Annotated in this window: 19 protein-coding genes; 13 read left to right on the top strand and 6 right to left on the bottom strand. The window is 68.7% G+C overall.

The genetic code is table 11. The annotated features are described in order from the left end of the window. The first annotated feature begins 390 nt into the window (after positions 1-390). The gene (locus ABZU75_RS03275; RefSeq protein WP_355548989.1) at positions 391-2,433 is read left to right on the top strand and encodes a DUF6571 family protein; all 2,043 of its coding nucleotides are present in this window, start codon (positions 391-393) and stop codon (positions 2,431-2,433) included. A gap of 1 nt (position 2,434) precedes the next feature. On the opposite strand, the gene ABZU75_RS03270 is transcribed toward ABZU75_RS03275, so the two are convergent. Further along, positions 2,435-2,749, bottom strand: coding sequence for a hypothetical protein (locus ABZU75_RS03270; protein ID WP_355548987.1), 315 nt, complete (start codon positions 2,747-2,749; stop codon positions 2,435-2,437). A gap of 214 nt (positions 2,750-2,963) precedes the next feature. Here ABZU75_RS03270 and ABZU75_RS03265 point away from each other — a divergent pair, with 214 nt between their 5' ends. Next, the gene (locus ABZU75_RS03265) at positions 2,964-3,254 is read left to right on the top strand and encodes a hypothetical protein (protein ID WP_350965467.1); all 291 of its coding nucleotides are present in this window, start codon (positions 2,964-2,966) and stop codon (positions 3,252-3,254) included. A gap of 126 nt (positions 3,255-3,380) precedes the next feature. Here ABZU75_RS03265 and ABZU75_RS03260 read toward each other — a convergent pair whose 3' ends face one another. Beyond that, positions 3,381-7,970, bottom strand: a complete 4,590-nt coding sequence (locus ABZU75_RS03260; RefSeq protein ID WP_355548984.1) for a CHAT domain-containing protein — start codon at positions 7,968-7,970, stop codon at positions 3,381-3,383. A 134-nt stretch (positions 7,971-8,104) separates the two neighbouring features. Between ABZU75_RS03260 and ABZU75_RS03255 the strand changes: the two genes are divergently transcribed. Continuing rightward, a complete protein-coding gene (locus ABZU75_RS03255; RefSeq protein WP_355548982.1) occupies positions 8,105-8,482 on the top strand; it encodes a hypothetical protein in 378 nt (125 codons plus the stop codon). Next, positions 8,482-9,306, top strand: a complete 825-nt coding sequence (locus tag ABZU75_RS03250; protein WP_355548980.1) for a hypothetical protein — start codon at positions 8,482-8,484, stop codon at positions 9,304-9,306. The genes ABZU75_RS03255 and ABZU75_RS03250 overlap by 1 nt, the downstream gene beginning before the upstream one ends. A 183-nt stretch (positions 9,307-9,489) precedes the next feature. On the opposite strand, the gene ABZU75_RS03245 is transcribed toward ABZU75_RS03250, so the two are convergent. After that, positions 9,490-10,104, bottom strand: coding sequence for a hypothetical protein (locus ABZU75_RS03245; protein ID WP_355548978.1), 615 nt, complete (start codon positions 10,102-10,104; stop codon positions 9,490-9,492). A 551-nt stretch (positions 10,105-10,655) separates the two neighbouring features. Between ABZU75_RS03245 and ABZU75_RS03240 the strand changes: the two genes are divergently transcribed. The 6 genes from ABZU75_RS03240 (at position 10,656) to ABZU75_RS03215 (ending at position 19,199) form a co-directional block, all read left to right on the top strand. After that, positions 10,656-11,087 carry a hypothetical protein gene (locus tag ABZU75_RS03240; RefSeq protein WP_355548976.1) on the top strand — a complete coding sequence of 144 codons (432 nt, stop codon included), beginning with the start codon at positions 10,656-10,658 and terminating at the stop codon, positions 11,085-11,087. A gap of 5 nt (positions 11,088-11,092) precedes the next feature. Further along, the gene (locus tag ABZU75_RS03235; RefSeq protein ID WP_355548974.1) at positions 11,093-14,731 is read left to right on the top strand and encodes a hypothetical protein; all 3,639 of its coding nucleotides are present in this window, start codon (positions 11,093-11,095) and stop codon (positions 14,729-14,731) included. Next, positions 14,728-15,330, top strand: coding sequence for a LamG-like jellyroll fold domain-containing protein (locus ABZU75_RS03230; protein WP_355548991.1), 603 nt, complete (start codon positions 14,728-14,730; stop codon positions 15,328-15,330). The genes ABZU75_RS03235 and ABZU75_RS03230 overlap by 4 nt, the downstream gene beginning before the upstream one ends. A 16-nt stretch (positions 15,331-15,346) precedes the next feature. Next, positions 15,347-16,144, top strand: a complete 798-nt coding sequence (locus tag ABZU75_RS03225; RefSeq protein ID WP_355548972.1) for a class I SAM-dependent methyltransferase — start codon at positions 15,347-15,349, stop codon at positions 16,142-16,144. Positions 16,145-16,282: 138 nt separating this feature from the next. Beyond that, on the top strand, positions 16,283-18,127 hold the full coding sequence (locus ABZU75_RS03220; protein WP_355548970.1) for a TIM-barrel domain-containing protein: 1,845 nt from the start codon (positions 16,283-16,285) through the stop codon (positions 18,125-18,127). A 19-nt stretch (positions 18,128-18,146) separates the two neighbouring features. Then, positions 18,147-19,199, top strand: a complete 1,053-nt coding sequence (locus ABZU75_RS03215; protein WP_355548968.1) for an amidohydrolase family protein — start codon at positions 18,147-18,149, stop codon at positions 19,197-19,199. An 88-nt stretch (positions 19,200-19,287) separates the two neighbouring features. Here ABZU75_RS03215 and ABZU75_RS03210 read toward each other — a convergent pair whose 3' ends face one another. Continuing rightward, positions 19,288-19,746, bottom strand: a complete 459-nt coding sequence (locus ABZU75_RS03210) for a MarR family transcriptional regulator (protein WP_355548966.1) — start codon at positions 19,744-19,746, stop codon at positions 19,288-19,290. A 63-nt stretch (positions 19,747-19,809) separates the two neighbouring features. On the opposite strand from ABZU75_RS03210, the gene ABZU75_RS03205 reads away from it, so the two are divergent. After that, entirely contained in the window at positions 19,810-20,178 is a 369-nt protein-coding gene (locus ABZU75_RS03205) for a VOC family protein (RefSeq protein WP_355548964.1), read from the top strand. A gap of 11 nt (positions 20,179-20,189) precedes the next feature. Here the strand turns inward: ABZU75_RS03205 and ABZU75_RS03200 are convergent, their stop codons facing one another. Continuing rightward, positions 20,190-20,603 (bottom strand): helix-turn-helix domain-containing protein, encoded by a 414-nt coding sequence (locus ABZU75_RS03200; RefSeq protein WP_355548962.1) that lies wholly within the window; start codon positions 20,601-20,603, stop codon positions 20,190-20,192. Positions 20,604-20,696: 93 nt separating this feature from the next. Here ABZU75_RS03200 and ABZU75_RS03195 point away from each other — a divergent pair, with 93 nt between their 5' ends. After that, a complete protein-coding gene (locus tag ABZU75_RS03195) occupies positions 20,697-21,368 on the top strand; it encodes an NAD(P)H-binding protein (protein ID WP_355548959.1) in 672 nt (223 codons plus the stop codon). Between the two features lie 300 nt (positions 21,369-21,668). On the opposite strand, the gene ABZU75_RS03190 is transcribed toward ABZU75_RS03195, so the two are convergent. Continuing rightward, positions 21,669-22,613 carry an SDR family oxidoreductase gene (locus ABZU75_RS03190; protein WP_355548956.1) on the bottom strand — a complete coding sequence of 315 codons (945 nt, stop codon included), beginning with the start codon at positions 22,611-22,613 and terminating at the stop codon, positions 21,669-21,671. 187 nt (positions 22,614-22,800) lie between these two features. Between ABZU75_RS03190 and ABZU75_RS03185 the strand changes: the two genes are divergently transcribed. Next, positions 22,801-23,640, top strand: a complete 840-nt coding sequence (locus ABZU75_RS03185; protein WP_355548953.1) for a helix-turn-helix transcriptional regulator — start codon at positions 22,801-22,803, stop codon at positions 23,638-23,640. The last annotated feature ends 104 nt before the right edge of the window (positions 23,641-23,744 follow it).

Raw genomic sequence — 23,744 nt, 5'->3', positions numbered from 1 at the left:
CCGATGTGCGGCGCCACCGCACCGCGCGACGTGGACCGGCACCGCGGCGCCGTCCACTTCCGGCGAGGCGAGCCCTCCTTGACCGGCGGACGCCTCTCCCCTGCTCGCGACTTCCCCGGCGACCCGCCCTGCACCCCCCCTCGGAGATCCTCCGAGGGCCGTCGTCGCTCCCCGGCGCGTGATGTGACTCCGAGCCGACCAGGTGAGGGGTGCTCTTCAGCGGATCAGGTTCACCCCGGCCCCGAGAGCGGCAACCAAGGATGGCGTCTCGCGTAAGGCAGAGAATCGCCCCATAATGCTTGATGGAATCGTATTATCCATCCTTTAATATGCTTCTTATTGAGTTAGAGTGAAATAACTGAAAACAGGGCGAAGGGAATGGTGGAGGCGATGTCACCGGGAACGGGGCCTTTGTCACCGGACTTCGCCGGAATCGACCCCGAGCTGATGCAGGGCTTCATCGCCGCGCTGGAACGCGGTCGCGACGTGATCGGCGAGCAGACCGAGCGGATCCGGCAACTCCTCGCGACGGCCGAGGTGCCGGCGGTGGGACTGCTGCCGATCAGGGAGATCGACGGCTGGGTCAGCGACGAGCTTCTGGGGCTGCGCAAACGCCTGCAGACGATCAACCAGGACCTGCCCATGCTGGGAGTGGAGGCCGGCCTGCCGAAGCAGTCCTCGGCCTGGACCGGTGGCCTGTTCCAGAACCCGTTCCAGTGGGGGCTGCTGCCCTACGACGAGAAGACCGGAAAGTCCCCGGCGGGCAGTGCCAAGAAAGGCACCGAACTCGCCTTTCAGCTCTCGCAACTTCCCCCGTCCGCCCTCGGCCTGCCCGATGCCGCCTACGACCGGATCCTCGACAAACTCGCCGACGGGCAGCAGGACGCCTATCTGACCGCCGGGTTCTTCCGGGTCATCGGCCCACAGGGCATGCTCGGCATGCTCCAACGTCTGGACAGGTACGACAAGAAGGCAGCCGACGGGCACCGGAAGGTCATCGGCGACGCCCTGGCCACCGCGGTCGGCGCGCAGCCGGCCCTGCTCGGCTCGGAGTGGGAGGCGGGCGACCTCAAGAAGGCGCCGGACGGCGAGCTGGCATCCCTGCTCCGGTACGGCATGTTCCCCGCCGCGTGGCTCACCGAGATAGCGCGGGGCAGGGTCGGAAAGCCGGTCGGCGACGGCGACGGCACCCGCCCCCGGCGGTGGAAGACCGACCTCGTCCCACTGCTGCCCGCCCTGGCGAACAACCCCGACGTGGCCAGGGGCCTGTTCAACGCCATGTCGCGCGAGGACCTCAGAGATCTGTTCACCGAGCTCAACCGGATGGAAAGCCCCGAACACGCCTTTCAGCGGCCTGCGGGCATGAACTTCGACATCAGCGTGGAGTTCGGCCGGATGCTCGCCGCCGGGGGCGGCGCCTACGAGAAGGGCCCGCACAGCCCCGAGGCCGCGAAGTTCGCCTTCAACGTCATGACCATCATGGGCGACCTCAAGGACACCGACGGCACCGAGGACACCCCGGCCACCCCGATGGAGGTCGCGCCGGGAGTCAAGATCTTCATGTCGACGCTGGCCGGCGCCTACGCCGCCGAGATCACCGAGGGTGCGAACATCGGCGACGCCAACATGACCGAGGCGAGCACGCTCAAGCCCTTCACCTCGGCCTTCGGCACGACGGCGGCGTTCACCCTGAGCCCGAAGGACACCTACAACTTCCTGAAGACCTTCGCCGACTCCGCCAAGAACCTCGCCCCGTTCGACCAGGGCATGGGCCGCTTCTCCCAGCAGCTCATCGCCGACGCCTCGGCGACGGCCCGGCGCACCGGGGACGTCGAACACCTGGACAAGGCGTTCACCGCCCTGGGCAACGTACGCGGCTTCGAGCTGGCCGCGATCGAGAAGGTCCAGGGCGACCTGGACATGGTAGACGAACAGCGGAAGAAGCTGGTGAGCTTCACCCGCGACACCGCCATCGCGCTGACCAGTATCTTCGCCGCGCCGACCCTGGCGTACGACTTCGCCTGGTTCGCGTTGAGCACCACCCTCGCCGCCGACGGCGCCTTCGGCAAGGAGGACGAGACCCGGATGGACAAGGCCGACAAGGACGACAGGGCGGCCACCCTCAGCCGCCAGCACACCTACGCGCAGCTGCTGATGGCCAACGGCTTCACCCCGAAGGTGACGGCCGCCGAGTTCCAGGCCAGCTGCCCACCCGGCGTGTCCATCACCGACGCCAAGGGCAACCTCAGACCGTTCGCCGAACTGATCAAACAAGGCAACAAGGGGTTGGAGTCCTTCGAGCGGTGGGCGGCGGTCAATGGGATGGGTAGTGAAGACGAGCTATCAATGGGCGATCTATCCCAAAAGATGGCGAGTCGGTTCGAAGGCGGCAACAAACTGAGCAGAGAGCGCGGGTTGGCCTACGATAGCTAGCTCACGAAGTCGGAAGACACTCGGTCTCGCCCCGCACTCCGTATTGCCCGTTACCCGGTGACTCCAAGATGATCATCGTCTTGTATGTGTCATTGGCAAGCCGAATAGGAGCGTTGCCCTGATCTTCGGCAATCCGGTAAGGGGCAACCGAGGAGAGCACACCGAGCATGTAGGTATTGAGCCCGCCTGGATCACGTTGCGACGCGGCATCCCTCGCCGTAGCCGCGAAGGTCCGTTTGGCCTTTCCTTCTCCGCATGGAATATCGCGCCCACCAGAATCCGTGATACGGACATCAAGAACGTGGCTCTCCTTCATCAACTCGGTGATATGCGATTTGAGGGTCTCCCCCGCCTCAGCCGCCGTAGGACCACTCTCCCCACATCCGGACACCGCCAGTAACCCCACCGCACACACCAGAACGCCACACCGTACAAAACGTGTCATGCATTCCTCCAGCACTGGCCGAGGTGCCACAGCTCCAATAATGTCCAATAGTCCGTCCGATGTATCCGCATCCGAAGGGGAATAAATGAATTCTCGCCCGGAGGACCTGGTGCCCAATCCGCGGCGCCAACTGCTGGAACAGACGTTGACGGAGGTCAGGGCGCGGGTCGCCATCCTGGAGGCCGCCCTCGACCCGGCCCACGGCCGGCTCACCGGCCAGCCGACCTGGGTGGGGCCGAAGGCCCGGACGTTCACCGAAGACCTCACCGCCCGCCGCGTACGACTACGCCAGGCGGCCAGGGCGCTCGTCGACGCCCTCGAAGAGGAACTCCGCTCCGCCCCGGCCAAGGTTCCGCCCTCCACCGCGCGGTACTGACCTGCGCCGCCCTTGACACACGGACGACCGCTGAACGCCGGAACCCGGCGAGAGCGGCACGTCAACCGGATCCTCGACGAGGTCTGTCATGCGGTTCCCACACAGAACCGCCGGTCGCGACCCGGACTAGAGTCCGAAGTGGACATGCGACACCCAGGCGATGGGGCGGTAGGGCTCTCGCCTGCGGGCGCGGTTGACCGCGTCGTGCAGGGCGCGTGCCGTCCGGGACGTGTGGATGCGGCCCTGCCGGTCGCCGAGTTCCTGGTAAACCTCATCGATGATGCTTCGGGCGCTGTCGTCCCCCACGGTCCACAGGGTCGAGACGACATGCCGGAAGTTGCCGAGGAGCAGCGCCGCCGAGAGATGGATCGCCTCGTTCGGCAGCTCCGTACCGCCGACGGCCGTCTGGCAGGCGGACAGCACGGCGAGTTCCGCCGTTTCCAGATCGAGGCGGGCGAGATCGGTGACCTTCAGAGGCTTGTCGTACAGGTAGAGCGCGCCCTGGCTGGGGTCGGCGAGGTTCTGTCCGGCGTGGCAGGCGAAGTGGACGCAGGTGTGCGAGGCCAGCAGGTCAAGTGCCCGCTCACAGGTGGCGTCGGCGTTGAGCCGTGCGGTGTGCCGGTCCGGGAACCGGCGCCGCAGTGACTCCGCCTCCCGTTGGGCTCCGGGCAGCGGGTCCAGGGTCGGCGCGTATCGCGGCCGGTCGCTCAGGGCCAGGATCAGCAGCCGCCGCATCTGATCCGGAGGCGCCACCGGACGGCCGGCTCGGATCAGACCGCGCAGGGTGGGCATGTAGGAGGACACCACGCGTTCCATGACGGCGTCGCGCTCCCGGCCGTCATCGGGATCGTGGTAGCCGGCGGCGTGCAGCGGGAGCAGGGTCAACGGCCCGGTAGGGCACCACCACACGCGCTGCCCCTGCCAGGCGCCCGCGTCGTGGGAGTCGAGGACCGGGCCGGCGACCGTGTCCCACAGCCACTCCAGCGTGGCCAGGACGGTCTGCTGGCTGGGCCCCGTAAGTGCTTCAGGCTGGTTCAGCCGATCCAGGGCGGCCAGGTAGCGCTCGGTGCGGCGCTGCGCCTCGTCCGCGGTGAGGTCGGGCAGCGGGATCAGCCGTATCCTCCCGGGCGTCACCACCAGCGCGTCGCACCGGTACCGGCTGACGTTGACGATGATCATCGGACCGGCGGTGGTCGCCTCGGACAGGGCGGAGAAGGGCAGGGGCAGCAGGAAGTGTTCGAAGCCGGGGCGGCGGCGGATCTCGTCGAGCAGGGCCTCCCACTCCCGTGCCAGCCGGCGCCGCCGTTCGGCGACGTCCTGCTGTCCCGTGGGGTCCCCGGTGGCCCCGTCCAGTCCGGCCCGGAGGTGTTCGAGCCGCTCCGCCGTCTCCGGGTGTGCCTCCCGCAACGCGGTCAGGTCGGTGCGGGTGTCCAGGGCCTGGCTCCACAGCACGGAACGCCCCTGGTCGAGCAGTTCGACCGCCTGCTCCAGCCGGCCGCATGAGATCGCGCAGGCGGCGGCCTCGGTGGCCACGTTCGAGCGCGGGGCCAGCAGGCGCTCCCGGTCGGCCCGTTCCAGCCCTCGCCATGCCGCCAGTGGGAGCAGTCCGACGGCCGTGGCGAAGCCTTCCGCCGCCGCCTCCCAGTCAAGGTGTCCTGCGGCGGCGCGGCCGGCGGCGAAGCCACCCCAGGCGACCGCCGCGTCCAGTCGTTCGCGCGGGGGCGAGGTGAACGTTCGCGCGGCCTCCTGGAACAAGGCCAGGCTGCGGTCGGCATCGCCCGGACGGGACGCCGTACCGCCGGTCTCGCTCCGGTCGCGCAGCATGCTTGCCAGCGTGAACAACGCGTGGGTGCGCTGAGGTGAGGAGGCGTGCAGAGCGTCGGCCGCGGCCTCGGCCTGGCCGATCGCCGCGTCGAGATCCGTGGGGTCCGCGAGGTCGGCCCGGAGGAGCGCTCGGTCCCACAGGGCCAGGGCAAGGTTGATCCGGTCGGCGGGGTCCGGATGACCGTTGGAGGTCGGCTCGATCGCCTCCCGGCCGAAGCCGACGGCCTCTTCGAGGTCGGAGAGGCCGCCGGTGAGCAGGTACCGGGTACGCAGCCGGTTGCAGAGGTTGCTCAGCGCCGTCTGCCTCGCGTTCCCCATCGTGCGGGATGTGTTCAGGACCTGGCGGCCGAGGTCGATCGCCTGGTCGAGGTCTGCCCGGTTGCGGGTGTGCCGGTAGCGCAGGACCAGAGTCGTGCCCAGCGTCTGGAGGAGGGATATCCGTCCGACGAGGTCGTCGGCGGGTACCGTGTCGGCCGCGCGGCGCGCGGCGTCGACCGCCTCGTCCAGATCGCCGCTGCCGCCGTCGCGCTCGAATCGGCGCACGTAGGCACCGGCCAGGGCCGACAGCTCGCTGCTGCGATCGTTCCGGTACATCAGTGCGTCCACCTGTCCCCCGGTGGCCTGCCGCAGCTCCTCGATGTCGGCGTCCGGCCGGTTCAGCAGGTTCCGTAACTGCTGGACGACGTGGTCCGGGCCGTACGCGCCGTACCGGAGGTGTTCGACGGCGGTGTCGAGGTCCTGGTGATCGCCGTACTGCTCGAAGCGCCGCAGGAGGAGCACACCGACGTGACTGGAGATCATCGTGCGTGCCGGGTGGTTCGCGGGCATTCCGGCGAGCACGCGACGGCCGATGCCGAGACCCGCTTCGAGCTCGGAGGCGTCGCCGGTCCGGTTGAACCGCTGGATCCGCTCGGCGAGGACGTTGCCGTACTGGAACGCGGTGACGACGTCGGAGTCCTCGCCCACTTCCTCGGGGGAGACCGCGGGCCGGTCGCCGGGGCCCGAGACGAACTGCGCGCGGCGCAGGGCGGGGGTGACGATCTCCTCATGCCGGGTGCGGTGTACCTCCTGCCGTCGGGTCACGGTGTCCAGCAGGGCGTTCGCCCGCTCGCGCTGTGTGTCTCCCGGCGGAAGGTACGGCAGGGCCGCCAGCAGGCGGTCGCGGGCCTCGTCAAGTTCGTGCGGTGCGCCGGTGTGCTCCTCTCGCAGGATGAGAGTGGCGGCGAGGTCCAGCGCCGTGCGGCCGTATTCCTCCTCGGGCGGCCCGACGACGTCCAGGGACTGCCGCATCACGTCGACCGCCTCGTCCAGGTCGGACAGTGAACCGGTGTGCTCGAACCGTTCAACCAGGTGCGCGCCGAGACTGTGCAGTGTCTGCCGGCGCTGTCGTGGGACGGGCAGGGGCAGTGCCAGCAGCCTCGACCATGTGTCGACGGCGGCGTCGAGGTCCTCCCGCGTTCCCGTGCGCCGGTACCGGGCGTCCGCGGTCATGGCCAGCAGGGTGAGGAAGGGCACCTGGTTCGAGTTTCCCTCGGGGCACAACCGCACCGCTTGGCGGATCATGCCCTCGGCGACGTCGAGGTCTGCCGGATCCTGGCCTCCGAACCGGTGGCGGTTCAGCAGTGCGGAGCCCAGGTAAGCGAAGTAGGCCCCCCTGTCGGGAAAATCCTCGGGCAGTTCCGGCAAGGCGAAGCCCAGCAGCTCGATCCCCCGATCGCGGGCGAGCGGGTCGGCGTCCGCTTCGGACCGAGCGATCAACAAGCATGCCTCTTCGGCACGACTGTGCGGCGTACGCGGAGCGGGGCGCGCGGCCGCGGGCATCCCGTGGCCCGCGGCGCGCTCCCGCTCCAGCGCTCGCAGCTCCGTGAGCATCGACGACGCCCGCGTCGGGTCGCTCCACGCGGTCTGCCCCACCGCCGCTTCCAGGACGCGGATCGCCTCGTCGAGGTCCTCGCGGACATGGGTCTGCTCGTAGCGCCGGTAGAGGACGCGGGACAGGCTCTTCGACTGGTCGGCGCTCACGGCACCGGCTCGCAGGGCGGCCTCCGCGCCCTGACGCAGGGCGTGGACGGCTTCGTCGAGGTCCGCAGTCGCCCGCGTGTGGCCGAACCGGGCGGACAGGGCCTCACCCAGCGACAGTTGGGCGCCGATGTGCTCCTTACTCCCGGCCGGCGCGACCGCCAGGAGCTTCCTGCACATCTCGACGGTGGCCCTGGCGTTCTCGGCCGTGTCCTCCCGGGCGAGCCGGCGCTCCAGGATCGCGCACAGTACGTACAGGAAAGGGGCACGCCCGGAGCCCACGGCCGTGGACAGTGTCAGTGCGGCCCGGCCCCGGGCCAGGGCGTTGTCGAGGTCCACGGGGTGCCCGAAGTGTTCGTGGCGTTCCAACCACGCGGTGGCGCCCAGCAGGTGGTACCCGGCGAGGTACGCGTGGTCCGCCGGCAGGTCGGACAGGGCACGCTCGAGCGCGACGAGTCCGACGAGGGGATCGGCGCCGCCGCTCCTCGCGGCGTCCAACACCGTACGGGCGGCCTGCACCCTGCTGTCCGGATCGGCGCCGAACTCGACCGCCAGTTCCCACAGTCGCTCGGGGATCGTGCTGGGGAGAACGTCGTGGAGCAGGCCCACGAGCATGACCGTCTCGTCGAGGCCGGGCGGATCGAGGTGCCGAACCAGGCGTTCCTCGCGGCACAGGTACAGCCAGCCGATCAGCTGTAACGCCCGTTGCCTGGGGGCGGAGCGCGGCGGCTCGGCGCTCACCTCCCGCAGCAGCTGTTCGGCGTCGGCGGTCAGTTCGGGCCGGGAGACCTCGGCGGTCCGGCCCGTGCTCAGGTATTCCCGGACGCCGCGCTCGATTCGCTCCTCCGGGCCGCCGCCCCACCGTAATCGCATCGCGACCTCCTGCCGTCGTTGTCACGATAACGACGGGGCCCACAGCGCGGACAGAGGACTGATGGGAAAGGGCTTGGGCGGGGTAGTCTCGCCGATGAGCAAGCCGGTGCGCGAGCCATGAGGGCGGAGGGCCGATGGCGGCTGACGAACTGACCGAGGCCGAGGCGCTGGCGCTGTGGTGCGCACGGTTGCCGGGGCTGCGTGACCAGGCGCGGGCGATCGGCGTCACCGAGCGTCTCGACCGTGACGCCGCCAGGGTCCGCGACGGTGGTTCCGCGCGACGTGCCGTGCGCAAGTGGCTCCAGGACGAGGACGCCGAGACCGCGCGGAACTGGTCGGGCCGGAGCAGCCTGAGCATCGTCGGGTTTCCGGGTGGCGCGCGGCCCCCGGTGGTGAGCGCGGGCAGCTACGGATGCCCGATCGACAGGTGCGACCGTACGGCCGGGCGCGACGCGCAGGGGCACACACCGGTGTGCCACACCTCCGGCGCGGCCATGCGGCCGACCGCGTGATGGTGACGGACATCCTCGCCGAAGTCGGCAAGCACGTCAGCGGCCGCTGGTTCACCGCGGTGCTGCTGCCCGGACTGTTGCTGGTCACCGTGGCGGCGGCCGGCTTCCACCTGGGCCATGACCAGGCCCTCGACGTCGGCCGGCTGACGGTGTGGGCGGACGGGCTCGTCCGCGGCTGGCGCGACCGTCCGGTCCGAGCGGTGGTGGAGGCCGGGCTGGCGCTGCTCGCCGCAGGCGTCGCGGGCACCACGGCGGGCGAGCTGGGCCGGGTGGTCGAACGGGTGTGGCTGCGCGCCGGGGCGTCGAGCGGAGGGAGCCGCCGCAGGCGGGCACTGCGGGCGGCCAAACGGGACGGCGTCACCGTGGTGGAGGCGTACCTGCCGCAGCGGCCGACCTGGATGAGCGACCGGGTGCGGCTCGTCGAGGCACGGATCCGGGCGCAGTACTGGTTCGACGCGGCGGCGGCCTGGCCCCGCCTCTGGCTGCTCGTCGGCGACGAGGTGCGCCGATCCGTCGTGGACGCGCGAATCGGTTTCTCCGAAGCCGTCACCCTAGCCGGGTGGGGATGCCTGTACCTGCTCGCCGGGATCTTCTGGTGGCCCGCCCTCATCGCCGGAGCCTGCGTCCTCCTCGTGGCGTGGCGCCGCGCGCGCGGCGCTCTGGAGGAGTTCGCGACGCTCATCGAAGCGGTCATCGACGTCCACCACCGGGCCCTCGCCGAAGCGCTGGGCGTCCCCCTCGGCGCGGAAGGGGTCACCGAGGTGGAGGGCAGAAGGATCGACGACATCCTCCGCAAGGGCGGGAGCGGACACCACACCTCGTGACCTCCCCCGAACGGTCGAGCCCCTGCCGCCGGAGGTCGTCCGAACACGGCCAGGGGCCGGGGCGCGGGCCGCCATCCCGAAGGCCGCGCTCGACCCGGCCCACGGCTGGTTCACCGGCCGACCTGGTGGAAGTGGGTCCGAAGGAGGGCCTCGGTAAAACTCGGGGCGATTCATCCGGTGCGGTCACCGACCGGCGCGGCGGACCCGAGCTCGGTAGTGGTCGAGGACGTCCTGGCGGAGGAGGTGGCCGAAGCCCGCGGCCTCGATGCGCAGGCCGAGTTGAGGCTCGGTCACGCCGAGCATGACGGCGGTGTCGGCCAGGTTCCAGTCGGCCGCGGCGAGCCGGGTCAGCAGATGACCGCGGCGGATCTGGTTCTCCGACAGACGGAACGTTTTGAGGTACGCGAGCCGGCCGGCGCCGTCGGTGATGAGCTCGCCGATGTGGTTCTCACGCCGACGTTCGAAGGGCGGCAGGAAGCGGGACAGCCGATACCCGCCCAGCTCGTAGACGCGCTGGTAGGTGTAGTCCGCGTCCAGCAGCCCGCCCGCCATGACCCGGTCGTGGAAGGCCGCCCACTCGTCCTGCTGCCGACGGGCCCGCACGCGCAGGTCGGCGAGCGAGTGCACCGTCGCGTCCACGATACGGGCCCGGAAATCGGGCACCGGCCCGCTGAGCATCGCGTAGTGGTAGATCAGCTCGCCGTTCAGGTAGTCGTGCAGGAAGTCCAGCGAGAGTCTCTGCTCCTCCGCGCCGGAGTGGAACTCACGCTGGCCGGTGGAGGTGATCGCCGCGTTCACGAACAGCAGGACGTCCTCGGCGGCGATCAGATCCGCACTGGTCTCGATGCGAGTCTCGATCGCCGCCTCCGGGGGTCATGTACGGAGTCGGCCGGGGAATGGGGGCACGAGCTGCGAATCATCGCTTCAAAGGCGGGTCCCGGAAGTCGCACCGAAGTCCCGCGGCCGACCCCCGGAAGGGTAGCACCGACGTATCGCCTTCTTCCGCCTTATTTCCCGTGGCCGCAGGGGTTGTCGACGCCCTTGGTCGAGGTTTCTCCCAGATCTTCCGTGTGATCTCCCAGGCAGGTCTGGGCGTGTCCGGGAAGTATCGGCCAGGATTTCGAGGGCTCGCGTGATGATAGAGATCACGAGCAGCGAATAGTCTGGCCCACGACACATTTCGGATGTCCTTTAGCAGGAGTTCCGCCGTCAAGAATGGCAGACGCAACATATCGGAGTTCGAGATCGAGGCTCGCGGTTCCTGACTTTGCGTCACTTCTCGCGTCAGCCTGCGAACTAGGCTAATTTACAGAGGCACCCCGTTGACCGGAGCACGCCGGGAGATGGATATGGACCTCGCACAGATCACCGCGTTTCTGGCCCCGTTTCTCGGATCGCTGCTCGGCAAGGCCGGTACGGCGGCGGCCGAGGCGGCCGGCGAGTTCGGTGAGGCCGCGTGGGATCACGCCGTGCAACTCTGGCAACGACTCGGCGGCCACATCGCCGAGCGTCCCGCGGCGCAGGAAGCGGCGGAGGACGTCGCCGAGCATCCGGACAGCGAGGGCGCGCGCAGCGCACTCGCCTGGCAGTTGGAGAAGCTGCTGGCCGGCGACCCGGCGCTCAGGGACGACATCGCGCGGCTGTGGCAGCAAGGCGTCGCCGCCGGGACGACGGTGACCACAGTCATCGCTTCCGGACACCGATCGGCCGCGGTCGGCGGCAATGTGCACGGCACGATCTTCACCGGTGACGGCCCGAGTCCTGCCGAAAAGAACGAGTGACTCTCGTGGTCGCAGGGGAGGACTCCATCGGAGTCGTCGCCGAGGGCGATCGCAGCATCGCCATCGGGGGCGACGCGATCAACAGCCTCCTCGTCACCGGAGACGGCAACACCTTCTTCATCGGCCGGTACGAACGCCTCATCGACGCCTATCTCAGCCCCGGCGCGCTCTACCAGGAGCTCGACACGTTCACCGGACGTGAATGGCTGGTCGCGGCGATCGATCGCCATATCAGCGGCCACGACCGGGGATACCTGATCGTGGAGGCCGACGCGGGAATGGGCAAGAGCACGTTTCTGGCCTGGCTGGCCCGGACGCGCGGCTATGCTCACCACTTCGTCAGACTGATGCCGGACCCGCAGGACGTCGCGGTCGCCGTACGCAATCTGAGCTCCCAGCTCATCACGGCGTGGGACCTGGAGACCCTGGCGGTGGGCGGGGTGTTGCCGCCATCGGCGGGTCGCCCGGACTTCATGCGAGACCTGCTCTTCGAGGTCGCCGCGCGTCGCGACGAGCTTCGTCCCGGTGAACCGATCGTCCTCGTCGTGGACGGCCTCAACGAGACCACGCCCGTGGTCGGCCAGAACCCGCTCGGCCTGCCCGCGTCGCTGCCCGCAGGCGTGTACGTCGTGGCGTCGCAGCGTCCCGTTCTGGTGCCACTGCGCCTCGACGTCCCTCGCGTCGTGATCACGATAGAAGCGGAGGGCGAGGGGAACATGCGCGACGTCCAGGACTACCTCGAGCGAATGGCGAGGTCCGCCGAGCTGGCTCCGCGGTTGCAGGCCGCCGGGGTCTCAGTGGAGGTCTTCATCGACACCCTGCTCGCCAAGTCCGGCGGCGTGTGGATCTACCTTCACTATGTCCTCGCGGAGATAGCCCGAGGGCAGCGTTCACCCGCGGATGTCGCGCTCCTGCCCACCGGCCTTTGGCACTACTACGCCCAGTTCTGGCACGAGTGGCAGGGGCGGCACCAGGAGCGCTGGTCCCGGTTCGACCTGCCCGTCCTGGCCATGCTCGCCGCGATCGCCGAGCCGCTCCCCGCGCGGTTGCTGGCCGACATCACCGGCACGTCGGCCGATGAGGTCGAAGGTCTCCTGGAAGACGACTGGCGGCCCTTCGTCCAGGTGGAGGAAGGCGAGGAGGAGAACCGCTACCGGACCTTCCATGACAGCCTGCGGGAGTTCCTCCACGGCAACGTCGACCCAGGCCAGCTGACGGCGGCCGAGCGGCTGTCGGCCAATCGGCTGGCGCGCTCGACCAGATCCGCGCACTCGCGGCTCGCCGACCGCTATCTGAACGAGTGGGGCGGCATCTCCGCTGGAATGCCGGTGCTGCGCGAGGGTGCCTCAGCGCAGCTGGACGAGGGGTACGGGCTACGGCACCTGGTAGAACACCTCAACCTGGCCGGCCGCTCCGACGACATGCGTGCCGTACTGAAGCTGTCGTGGCTGGAAGGGGCGCGGCGCGTCAACACCTGGTTCGCCGTCCACCGCAGGACGGGCCAGCTCGAGGGGTATCGCCGCGACATCGGCATCGCCCGGAACGCGGCCCGCGCGGGCGCCGGGCGACTTTCCGGGGCGGGCGGCAGCCGTCCGCCGGGCAGTGCCGAGCAGGTACGCGGCGCGCTCATCCTCGCATCGCTCAACAGCATGGCCGCGACCACGCCGGCGATCCTGTGGCCGGTCCTGGTGCAGAACGGCAATCTCACCGCCGCGGAGGGCCTCGCCTGGGCCCGCCAGATTCCCACCGCCGAGGAGCGGGCGGAGACGCTCACCCGGCTCATCGAGGTCGTACCCGGCCAACTGCGCGACGAGGCGGAACGCGAGGCGCTCGCAGCGGTGCGGGCCGTGCCCGACGGGTACTGGCGCCTCGGCGAGTTGCGCCGGCTGTATCCCCTGATCTCCGGTGACCTGCGCGGCGATCTGCTGGCGATCATCCAATCGCTGACCGATGACTTCTATCAACTCGTCGCCTACAGGATGCTGGACTCCGAAGAGGGCCTGCAGTCCCTGCCCGCTCGCCACCGGTCGAGCCTGAACCAGGCGTCGGCACGGCACGAGAACTGGCAGGCGGGCGCGAGCTTCGTCGAGGAGTATCTCCGCCGCCGTCACTTCGCCGCGGAACTCCTGGGGCAGGCGGGCTTCGACGCGATCGACGACGTGCCGCCAGGGTCGGCCGGCCCTGCCGAACGGTACTGGCGGGCGCACTTGCTCGCCCTCGCCGTGGCCGGCGCGGCGGGCACGGAGAAGGACCGTCTCGCGACGGCGGCCGTGGAGATGGGCGAGAACATCGGCGACCGCCGCGATGCCATCGCCGCGTGGGCGGCCTTCGGCAGTGCCCTCGACGTGGCGACGACGGGGGCAGAGCCGGGAGCAGGGACTGCTGGGGCGTCACTACTGACGGCGGCCGACGCGATCTCCGACACCACGTATCGAGCGGCCTTTGTGATCGCCACGGCGCCGGATGGCTCGTTCCAGGCGATCCTGGACGCGGTCGCGCGGGTCGAGGGGGACGAGCATCGGGAGGAACTGCTCGTGACGGCGGCCCCTGTCGTCGCTCGCCTCGGCGGGGAGCATATCGAAGGCCTGCTGACGCTGATCGTCGATCCCCGGCCCCGTGGCGAGGCGATGCTCGCCGTCGCCGAGCACGTCGGGGCCGCGGGCGGGGAGCAGATCGCGATCCGGCTCCTGTCGGACCTGGCCGAGTCGCCGCACACGATCGGCCGTGCGGGGCTGCTCAGCCGGACCTCCGCGTATCTGCCGTCGGTGGCACTTGACCTGCTGAGGGAGGTGGCGAACGGGCTCGAAGATCCTGAGGCGCGTTCGGCCGTGCTGGTCGCGTGCGGAATACGTCATTGCTCGCTGGGCGAGCGTGAGCGGGCAACCGATGTGCTGGCGACGCTCGAGAGGCACTGGCGGCCCGCGCTGGCCTTGGAGATCGCCCGAGCGGAGGCGCGACACGGAGACCCTGTGGAGGCATCGCGGCTGGCCAGGGGCTTGCCGTACCCGGCCTGGACCGTGGAGCTTCTCGCGCTGGCGGCGAACAGGATGGACACCGCCGCCGGGGACGCGGTCGTCCGCGAGATGTTCACGATCGTGGAGGGCCTCCACGACGTCTCGCAGGTGCCGGTGCTCGCCCGGGCCGCACAGGCGGCGCCCACCCGCCACAAGGCTGCCCTGGCCACCGCGGCGATGACCGTGGCGCTGGAGCTGGAGGAGGACAGCGAACGGTCGGTGGCATTGCTCGCGGCCGTGGAAGCGCTGGTAGCGGCTGGGGATGTGGCGGCAGCGCTTCAGGCCTGCGACGAGATGCCCATCGAGCGCCTGAGAGCCAGAGGCCTCATGACCTTGCTTCCCTCCGCCGGCTCTCGCACTGAGGAGGTGACCGGCCGCATCGACGCCTTGACGGACACGCAAGCCCGGGTGCGGGCACGTCTGGAGATCCTGCTCGCACCGGGACAACGCTCCAAGGAGGAGCTCGAAGCCGAATTCGAGGCCACGGTCGGCGACTTCACGACCAGGCCCCGCCACGAAATCCTGGAAAGCCTCCCCGGTCTGCTCCAGGTCATCGCGCGTCTGGACGGGGCGGCAGGACTTCACGCCACCGCGGAGGCTCTGGGAGACATCATGGACTGGTGGCCATGAACGATGGCAACGTGTTCGAGCTCGTGCTCCATCATCGCTACGCGGAGCCGGACGCGCGCGATTTTTCCGGTCATGGCAACGACGGTTACAGCGCCTGGCAGCACGGCGACGGGAACGGCCCGCAGGCCGCGGTCTTCGATGGCGTCCGAGATCGGATCTTCGTGCCACCGTCGAGAACGCTCGCCCGTCCCGGTGGGGTCCGCACCGAGCTGGTCGTCCGGCTGGACGAGCTGGGGCACCGTCGCACCCTCATCGAGGGATACCTGTCGTTCGCGGTGTACGTGGAGGCGAACGGCGCGCTCGGCGCGGGTGTCTACAGGTACCTGAACTGGTACGGGATCGGCAGCCGGCCGGCTCTCGTCTCGCTCGGGACCTGGGCCACGATCACGTTCATGTACACCGATGACGGGGTGATGGCCCTGTTCCTGAACGGTGACCTCGTGGCCGACGGTTACCGGCGGCTTGGGCCGGCCAACGGCATCGAGTGGCCCTTCGGGCTGAGCATCGGCGCCTGGCCGGATGCCGACCAGCGGGTCCTCAAGGGCCAGATCGCCGAGGTCAAGCTCTGGCGCTCGCCACCGCCCCGTCTACCCCGGTGAGGAGAGCTGGAGCGACGTGGCCGACCACGATGACCGCTTACGGCGCAGATGGAGTTTCGACGCCGACGCCGACACCTATCACGCGGTCAGGCCCGGCTATCCTCCCGCCCTGTTCGGGAGGTTGACCGAAACCTGTGGGCTCGGACCCAGGCGACGGGTTCTGGAGATCGGACCCGGTACAGGGCAAGCGACCGGCGAACTGCTCGACGCGGGTGCGGAGGTCGTCGCCGTCGAGCTGGGCGCGAACCTGGCAGAGCGTCTGCGGGAGCGTTTCACCGGACGGCCGCTGACCGTCATCGAAGCGGACTTCGAGGAGTTGTCGCCGGCGGACGAGGAGTTCGACCTGGCGGTCGCGGCGACGAGCCTCCACTGGCTGGATCTGGACGTCGCACTACCGAAGATCGCGCGAACGCTGCGCGGCGGAGCCTGGATGGCGGCATGGTGGACGGTGTTCCGGGACGCCGATCCGGAAAGGGAGACACCGTTCAGGCACGCCCTGGAGGGCCTCTTCCAGCGTCACTCCCTCGGCAGGGGCGGAGGCGGCAAGCCGGGAGCGCTCGATCACGAGGCCTGGGTCAAGGAGTTCGCCAGGAGCTTCGATGAGATCCGAGTAGAGGACATACGCTGGTCGATGCGGCTCGGCAGCAAACGGCTCACCGGCCTCTTCGCCACCTTCACCGAGATCAGCGACCTGCCCCTGAACCGCAGGGTCGCATTACTGAAGGACATCGAGACGCTGGTGGACGAGGGATTCGGGGGCGATGTCGTGGAGAACTACGTGACTGTTCTGTATCTGGCCAGAACAAGCTCGTAAACAGGCACGGAACGGCAGGTCCGCTGTCTTTCGGCGTGCATGCCCGTATGGTTTACTTTCCCTTGACCATCGAGCCGCCCTTGAATTCGGGCGCGCCGTCCACGCCGACCCTCATCCGTATTGGCGCGAGGCGGGAACATGGAAAAGATGATCGAGCTCTCTCGTCCGCATTGGCGGATCAGGACCGATCCGGAAGTGCCCGCCACGTACATCGACCTGGCGACCTTTACTCAATGCCTGCGACTCGAGATCAATGTCGACACGCTTGAAGCGTATGACCGTAATGTGTCGGTCACCTGGCAAGGCATCGCGGACAAGGGCAGCCATGAAAGGTTGAGCTGGACCGCCAAGAGCACCCTGTGGAACAAGCGATACCACCTCGACGTCTATGCCGAGCATCTCGAGTTCCACGCCGAGATCCAGGGCGAGGGGCCTTTGGACTCCATCCGTTTCTTCGACTCGATACCCGAAAGCGACCACCAGCCGTACTCGACCCGCACCATGCATCTCGTCGACCGGGGCCGCACCGCAGCGCGGGAGTATTCCACCGGATCGGAAGTGGCATTCCGGCGGGTTTTCTCTCCGGAGCCGAACTACCACGGGCGCAGAGAGTTCGAGCCGTTCGAGTACGCGCTGGTCAGCGTCACGGGAGACACGGACTATTGCGGCGGGAACCTTATCGCCAACCCTGGCCTGCTTTGTTTCGCCGTCGCGGCGGAGCCGGACCGCGAATGGCTGGCCTTCGGCCTGGCGGTGGAACCGGGAGAGTATCTTTTCTCCGATTTCGAGTACCTCGGCGGGCGCGATTTCGCATTCGCCGTCAACGGCTGGGGCGCCCGCCGCCTGCATGGCACGTTCACCACGCCGCGCATGGTCATCGTGCGGGGCGCCACGGCGGAGCAGGCCGTCGCCAACTATGCCGGCGTGCTGCGATCCTCCGGGCTGGTGCAGGAGCCTCGCCGGGACCAGCCGAGCTGGTGGAGCCGGCCGATCGTGTGCGGCTGGGGCCACCAGTGCTATCAGGCCGATCTGTTCCGGGTCCGCAGCACTCCCGAGCGGCCGCAGGACAACGCCGCGTACATGCTGTGCACCCAGACCGCTTACCGCGACCTGATCGAGACGCTCGACGCCCACGACCTCCCCTGGGGCACCTTGACCATCGACGCCCGGTGGTTTCAGGCCGGCGGCCTCAAGAACGTCGATGTCGGCCGCTGGCCCGATCTTCGCGGTTTCATCGATCGCCAGCACCGCCTCGGCAGGCGCGTACTGCTGTGGTGGAGCCCGTGGGACACCGAGGGCATTCCCGCCCAGCAGTGCATCACGCACGTTCCGGATGGCAGCCTTGGCAGGCCGAATCGCCCAGGCAGGCGAGCCAAGACGCCCCAAGGCAACATCCCGCTCAACGCCCTGCCCCCGGGAACGAAGCTGACCGTCGACGCCACCCTGCCCGCGGTCCGCGAACGCATCGTCAAGCAGGTCAGGGCCTTGCTAGGCCGCGAAGGTCTCAACGCCGACGGACTCAAGATCGACCACCTGTCCGCGACACCGGGCAGCTACGGCATGGCGTTCCCCGAGGGGTCGGGCCGGCTCTTCGGGATAGAGGCGGCACACGCATATCTCTCCCTCCTCTACGAAGCCGCTAAAGAGGTCAAACCGGATGCCCTGCTTAGCGGGCAGTCACCCAACCCCTACCTCGCCGACGTGCAGGACATGGTGCGCATCAGCCCTTGGTCGGTCTTCCCCGATTCCGTCGCGACGGAGGCGAGGCACAGCACGGCCATGGCCCGCATCGCCGATCCAGGCTGGCTGATCGACACCAACGGCTATCCGATGCCCTCCCTCACGGCGTTCAGGGAGTACATGGAGCTGCAGCCGGAGCTCGGCGTGCCGAGCCTGCTGTACGGCACGCACCTGGACACCACAGGCGAGGCGTTCACGCCCGACGACTACGCCAGGATCCGCCGGGCGTGGTCACGGCTGTAGCGATCGGCGAACGGACGACATGCGCGAGCGGACCGACCTGGAGAATCTCCCACTGCGGGACTACCGTCCCCGTTCCCGGCTGCGGGCCGAGGGCATCGGCCCTGCCAGAGCGGCTCATCCCGCGATCGACGCGCACGCACACCTGGGACGGTGGCTCACCGGCGGCACGTGGGCGGTACCCGACGTCCCACGGTTGATCGACATGATGACCGGCTGCAACATAGCCACAATGATCAACTTCGATGGCCGCTGGGGCGAGGAGCTGGAAGCGAACCTCGACCGCTACGACCGCCGCCATCCCCACGAGTTCATGACGTTCTGTCATGTGGACTGGACCGCGCTGACCGTTCCTCGGCCGGGTGAGCGGCTCGCCCGCGATCTGGCCCGTTCGGTGGCCCGCGGCGCGCGTGGACTGAAGGTATGGAAAGACCTCGGTCTGTCCGTCCGTGACGGGGACGGGGACCTGGTGCTCCCCGACGACCCACGCCTGTCGCCGCTCTGGGAGAAGGCCGCGGAACTGGCGATCCCGGTCGCGATCCACACCGCGGACCCTGTCGCGTTCTTCGATCCCGTCGACGAGCGCAACGAACGGCTGGAGGAGCTTCTCAGGCACCCGGAGTGGTCATTCGCCGCCGACCGCTACCCTCGCTTCCCACGCCTGATGGCAGCGCTGGAGGCCCTGGTCGCGGCCCACCCGGAGACGACCTTCATCGGCCTGCACGCCGGCTGTCACGCGGAGGATCTCTCATGGGTGGGCAGGATGCTGGACACCTACCCCAACTTCCATATCGACATCGCCGCACGCATCGCCGAACTCGGCCGTCAGCCGCGCCGGACGCGCGCGCTCCTCCTGCGCCATCCCGACCGGGTCCTGTTCGGCACCGATCAGCTGCAGCTCCGGCAGGCGACCTACGAGACGTACTTCCGCTTCATCGAAACCTCTGACGAGTACTTCCCCTACTCGCCGAAGGATCCACCACCCAACGGGCGCTGGCACATATCGGCGCTCGACCTGCCACATGGCGTCATCGAGAAGGTCTACGCCGCGAACGCCCGCCGCCTGATCACCTGAAGCGCTCCCGGCCTCGCATCCGTTGACGACATGATCTCCGGCGGCGTGTTCTCATCCGGGTGCAACGACACGTGCGCCGGGGAACGAGCTATGCACCGTCGTTGCCATCGCGCAGGGAATGGATCATGCTCTGCAGGATCCGGAACGCTTCTGACTGCTCGGTCTCTGTCATGCCGGCCAGCATTCTGACCTCGACGGACCGGACCGCTACGGTCGCCTTCTCGAGGCTCCGTCGGCCGCGAGGCGTGAGCCGCGTGGGAAGAACCTTCCCGACGGGCGCCTCCGCAGGCCTGGTCACGTAGCCGTCTCGTTCCAGGGCCTGGAGCAGCACGTTCATCGTCTGCCGTGTCACGAACGCGCCCCGCGCGAGCTCGGAGTTCGACAAGCCCGGTCGTTGAGCCAGCAGCTCGAGGCAGGAGTAGTGCGTCACGCTCATCCCGAGCGGCCGCAGCACCTCCTCCATGGCTGCGCGGAGGGCGCTCGACGCCTCTTTCAGCAGGTAGCCCAGTGACGTCTCCAGGTCGACGCCGACATCGTTTTGACTCATGTCAGTATTCTGACATAGATTGACCTGTGTCAGGAAGCTGACACGCAAAGAAGGAGTATTGTCATGCCCGCCACCGGCCCCGACTTCATCTCGCTCCAAGCGCGCGACCTCGACGCTTCGCAGGCGTTCTACGAGCAGTACCTCGGCCTCGTCCGCTCGCAGGCCGGACCTCCGCACGCGGTCGTCTTCGAGACGAAGCCGATCGCGTTCGCACTCCGCGACGTCGTTCCCGGCACCGATCTCGCATCCGTTACTCAGCCCGGCATCGGTGCCGCGATCTGGCTCCACGCCACAGACGTCCAGGCCATTCACGATGCTCTCGTCGCCGACGGTCACACCATCGTCTCCGCACCGATCGACGGCCCCTTCGGTCGGACATTCACCTTCGCCGACCCCGACGGCTACCAGGTCACTCTCCACGACCGCGCCTGATCGGCCAAACGTCACCGGATCACTTCGCCCGTCTCAGCGATTCTCAGCGCTGATGGGCCGGGTGAGGAGTCGTGCGCGTCGCGGGCTTCGAAGAGCGCGGGGAGGTGCTCCCTGCTCCAGGCGCGTGCGGCCGCGATGAGGGTCAGCAGGCTGCGCCCCAGCGCTGTCAGTTCGTACTCGACCCGGGGTGGGTTCTCGTCGTACGCGGTGCGGGTGACCAGACCGTCGCGTTCCATCGCCCGCAGGGTCTGGGTGAGCACTTTCGGGGTGATGCCGCGCAGCGGTCCCCGCAGTTCGTTGAACCGCCGCCGGCCGCCTTCGAGACAGAGTACGACCATCGCGGTCCACTTGTCGCCGATCCGTATCGGCATGGCGCTGGACGGGCACACGGGGTCGAACATCTGCGGGTCCAGGGGTTCGACCATGAGCGCGAGGCTATCCCAGTATCTTTGAGGTAACCAGTATCTCCTGGATACCGTTCTGTCCGGCGGCGACATACGCGGCCGGATTGGAGCGACATGAGCGGCATCGTCATCTTCGGGGCGGGGGGCCGGGCGGGACGGGCGATCACGGCTGAGGCACGTGAGCGCGGACATCGCGTCACGGCCGTGGTCCGGGATCCGGACAGGTACCGCGACATTCAGGCAGACGGCGTCCGCGTGGTGCGGGGCGACGTCACAGACGTGGCGGCGATCTCCTCGATCGTGCCCGGCCATGACGCCGCGGTTCAGGCGGTGAGTCCGTTCTCCGGCCCGGAGCAGGGCTTCGCCGACCTCGACCCGCAGTTCTTCGTGAAGGCGGCCGACGCACTGCTGCACGGTCTGGCGGAAGCGCGCGTGCCCAGGCTCGTTCTGGTCGGACTGTTCGCGAACCTCCACGACGCCCATGGGCAGCTGGTGATGGACGATCCCTCGGTCTTCCCGGCTGAGATCCGGCCGTTCGCCATCGCGCACACGGCCGGTCTGGACCGGCTCCGGGCGGCCGGGAACACCGCGGTCGACTGGCTCATGCTGACCCCGCCCGCGCTGCTGGAATCGACGGGTCCCAGAACCGGCCGCTACCGGATCGGAGGAGAAACCGTGCCGCAATCGGCATCAGCGCAGCTGTCCTATGCGGACCTCGCGGTGGCGGTGATCGACGAAATCGACACACCACGGCACCACCGCACCCGCGTCTCCGTCTTCAACTGAGCCGGACACGCCGTGTGCCGTCCGGCCCTCTCGCGGCGAGCAGCCAGAAGCCGCTGCAACGAGGCCGTACACCACGGCCGTGGACGCAACCTGGGTCCAGGTGGCAAGCCTCTCCAGCGCCCCGTCTCAGAGCTTGAGCCTGACGTCGGTCTGTCCAAGCACCGGATCACTGCGGCGGAAACATCTGCAGTCGATGCGGTCACCAGCCACGGCCTAGCGGTACCCGCTCACCGCGAAATAGAAAAGTATCTGGCATCGCCCTCCCCGTCCGGCAGCCGGAGAAGAGGGCCTCGGCGTTGGTCAAGTGGTCGGAACGGTGGTCTTGGTGAGCCGCTCCGAGATCTGCCAGATGCGCTCGGCGTCGTCCGTGCCGCGTAGCCGGGAATACATCCGTTGTTCGGCGGGTGGGCCGCCGAGGTTGCCGAGGCCCCTGGGTCCATAGAGTGCGCCGGGCTTGGCGTCGGGGTCGGTCGCGGCCATGAGCGCGGGCAGCATCGCGGTCTCGACGGTGCCGACGAGAATGCCGCGGGTCGAGAGCGCGCGGATCAGGCGGACGCCGCCGGTGTCCTTGTCGCGGCTGAGCTCGGGGCGGGCGGCGAGGAGGCTGGTGGGGGCTATTCCGGGGTGGGAGAGGTTGCTGGTGATGCCCCATCCGTAGGTCTTGCTGCGGCGGTCCAGTTCGAGACCGAAGAGCCCGAATGCGATCTTGGACTGCTGGTAGGCGCGCATGGCGTTGTAGCCGCGTTCCCAGTTCAGGTCGTCCCAGTTGATGGCGCCGCGGTTCGCGGCGATACTGACCTGCGATGTGACGCGGGCGTGGCCGGCGCGCAGCAGCGGGAGGATGCGGCCGACGAGGGCGAAGTGGCCGAGGTGGTTGCTGCCGAATTGGAGTTCGAAGCCGTCCGCTGTGGTCTGCCGGCTCGGCGGGGTCATCACACCTGCGTTGTTGATCAGGATGTGGATGGGCTGCCCCTCCTCGCGGAGAGCATCTCCGAGGGCCTCGATCGACGTGAGCGACGACAGGTCGAGACTGCGCAGCGAGACCTTCGCGTTCGGGAGGCTCTGGCGGATCCTGGCGATCGCGTTCTCGCCCTTGCGGGGGTTGCGGACGGGCATGAGGACGTCTGCGCCGGCTGCGGCGAGTCGCGCGGCCATTCCCAGTCCCATTCCGTCGCTGGCCCCGGTGATGAGCGCGCGTTTTCCGGACAGGTCCGGAATGGTGATGTCGATTGCTTGACGCGACATTGCTCTGCTCCTTGTGTTGTCGTCTCGGATCCACGGTCCCGGACGCTGCGTGGATGTTCCAGGGACTGCCGATCCACGGATGCGGACTCATCCGCTCGGAGACCTCGGAGAGGGGGATCAACGGTCCGTGGTTGCCGTCGCGCGAGGACGATAGAAACGAAGCAGCACCGCGAGTGGAGGGAATGCCATGATCGATCGCGCCGGGCTGGCGGAGTTCCTCCGAAGTCGTCGGGAGGTGCTGCAACCCGAGGACGTCGGCCTCCCGCGCGGTCCCCGTCGCAGGACAAACGGGCTACGGCGCGAGGAAGTCGCGACGCTGTGCCACATGTCGACCGACTACTACTCCCGCCTTGAGCGAGAACGCGGACCGCGGCCGTCGAGCCAGATGCTCGCCTCGATCGCCCAGGGCCTGCACCTCTCGCTCGACGAGCGAGACCATCTGTTCCGCCTCGCGGGACAGAACCCGCCCGCCCGCGGCGAAGTCAGCGAGCACATCAGCCCCGGCCTGCTGCGCATTTTCGACCGCCTGAACGACACTCCCGCGGAGATCGTCACCGAGCTCGGCGAGACCCTGCGGCAGACCTCAACGGGCGTCGCGCTCACCGGCGACACGACCCGATACACCGGGCCCGCCCGCAGCATGGGGTACCGGTGGTTCACCGATCCAGCCGCCCGGCAGCTCTACGCGCCCGAAGAACATCCGTTCCTCACCCGGATGTTCACCTCGGGGCTGCGCGAGATTGTCACCCTCCGCGGCCCCGAATCCCGAGCCGCACACCTCGCTGACTTGCTCCTCGCCCGCAGCGACGAGTTCCGGCGAGTGTGGGACGCCCACGAGATCGGGATACGCCCCCGCGCGGTCAAGCACTTCATCCACCCCGAAGTCGGAGCCCTGGAGCTGACGTGCCAGAGACTGGTCGACCCCGACCAGGCCCACTCGCTGCTCGTCTACACCGCCATTCCTGGCAGCGAGAGCCACGACAAGCTGAACCTGCTGTCCGTCATCGGCACACAGACCCTCCGCTGAAGCAGTCGCGTCCCGATCCCGGCGGACGGTTCGCTACGGGACCATGCCGACATCCGGCAAGCAGCGCGGACGCTGGTAGATCTCTTCACCGGTACACAGATCGG

It is taken from the genome of Streptosporangium sp. NPDC005286 (assembly GCF_040607515.1).
Taxonomy (GTDB): domain Bacteria; phylum Actinomycetota; class Actinomycetes; order Streptosporangiales; family Streptosporangiaceae; genus Streptosporangium.
The sequence above is the reverse complement of the archived record's forward strand: the minus strand, read 5'-3'. Positions and strand labels throughout refer to the sequence as shown.

Bases quoted from the DNA above. Each gene is read 5' to 3' on its own strand.
- ABZU75_RS03275 (WP_355548989.1), top strand. From the start codon at position 391: ATGTCACCGGGAACGGGGCCTTTGTCACCGGACTTCGCCGGAATCGAC.
- ABZU75_RS03270 (WP_355548987.1), bottom strand. From the start codon at position 2,749: ATGAAGGAGAGCCACGTTCTTGATGTCCGTATCACGGATTCTGGTGGG.
- ABZU75_RS03265 (WP_350965467.1), top strand. From the start codon at position 2,964: ATGAATTCTCGCCCGGAGGACCTGGTGCCCAATCCGCGGCGCCAACTG.
- ABZU75_RS03260 (WP_355548984.1), bottom strand. From the start codon at position 7,970: ATGCGATTACGGTGGGGCGGCGGCCCGGAGGAGCGAATCGAGCGCGGC.
- ABZU75_RS03255 (WP_355548982.1), top strand. From the start codon at position 8,105: ATGGCGGCTGACGAACTGACCGAGGCCGAGGCGCTGGCGCTGTGGTGC.
- ABZU75_RS03250 (WP_355548980.1), top strand. From the start codon at position 8,482: ATGGTGACGGACATCCTCGCCGAAGTCGGCAAGCACGTCAGCGGCCGC.
- ABZU75_RS03240 (WP_355548976.1), top strand. From the start codon at position 10,656: ATGGACCTCGCACAGATCACCGCGTTTCTGGCCCCGTTTCTCGGATCG.
- ABZU75_RS03230 (WP_355548991.1), top strand. From the start codon at position 14,728: ATGAACGATGGCAACGTGTTCGAGCTCGTGCTCCATCATCGCTACGCG.
- ABZU75_RS03220 (WP_355548970.1), top strand. From the start codon at position 16,283: ATGGAAAAGATGATCGAGCTCTCTCGTCCGCATTGGCGGATCAGGACC.
- ABZU75_RS03215 (WP_355548968.1), top strand. From the start codon at position 18,147: ATGCGCGAGCGGACCGACCTGGAGAATCTCCCACTGCGGGACTACCGT.
- ABZU75_RS03210 (WP_355548966.1), bottom strand. From the start codon at position 19,746: ATGAGTCAAAACGATGTCGGCGTCGACCTGGAGACGTCACTGGGCTAC.
- ABZU75_RS03205 (WP_355548964.1), top strand. From the start codon at position 19,810: ATGCCCGCCACCGGCCCCGACTTCATCTCGCTCCAAGCGCGCGACCTC.
- ABZU75_RS03200 (WP_355548962.1), bottom strand. From the start codon at position 20,603: ATGGTCGAACCCCTGGACCCGCAGATGTTCGACCCCGTGTGCCCGTCC.
- ABZU75_RS03195 (WP_355548959.1), top strand. From the start codon at position 20,697: ATGAGCGGCATCGTCATCTTCGGGGCGGGGGGCCGGGCGGGACGGGCG.
- ABZU75_RS03190 (WP_355548956.1), bottom strand. From the start codon at position 22,613: ATGTCGCGTCAAGCAATCGACATCACCATTCCGGACCTGTCCGGAAAA.
- ABZU75_RS03185 (WP_355548953.1), top strand. From the start codon at position 22,801: ATGATCGATCGCGCCGGGCTGGCGGAGTTCCTCCGAAGTCGTCGGGAG.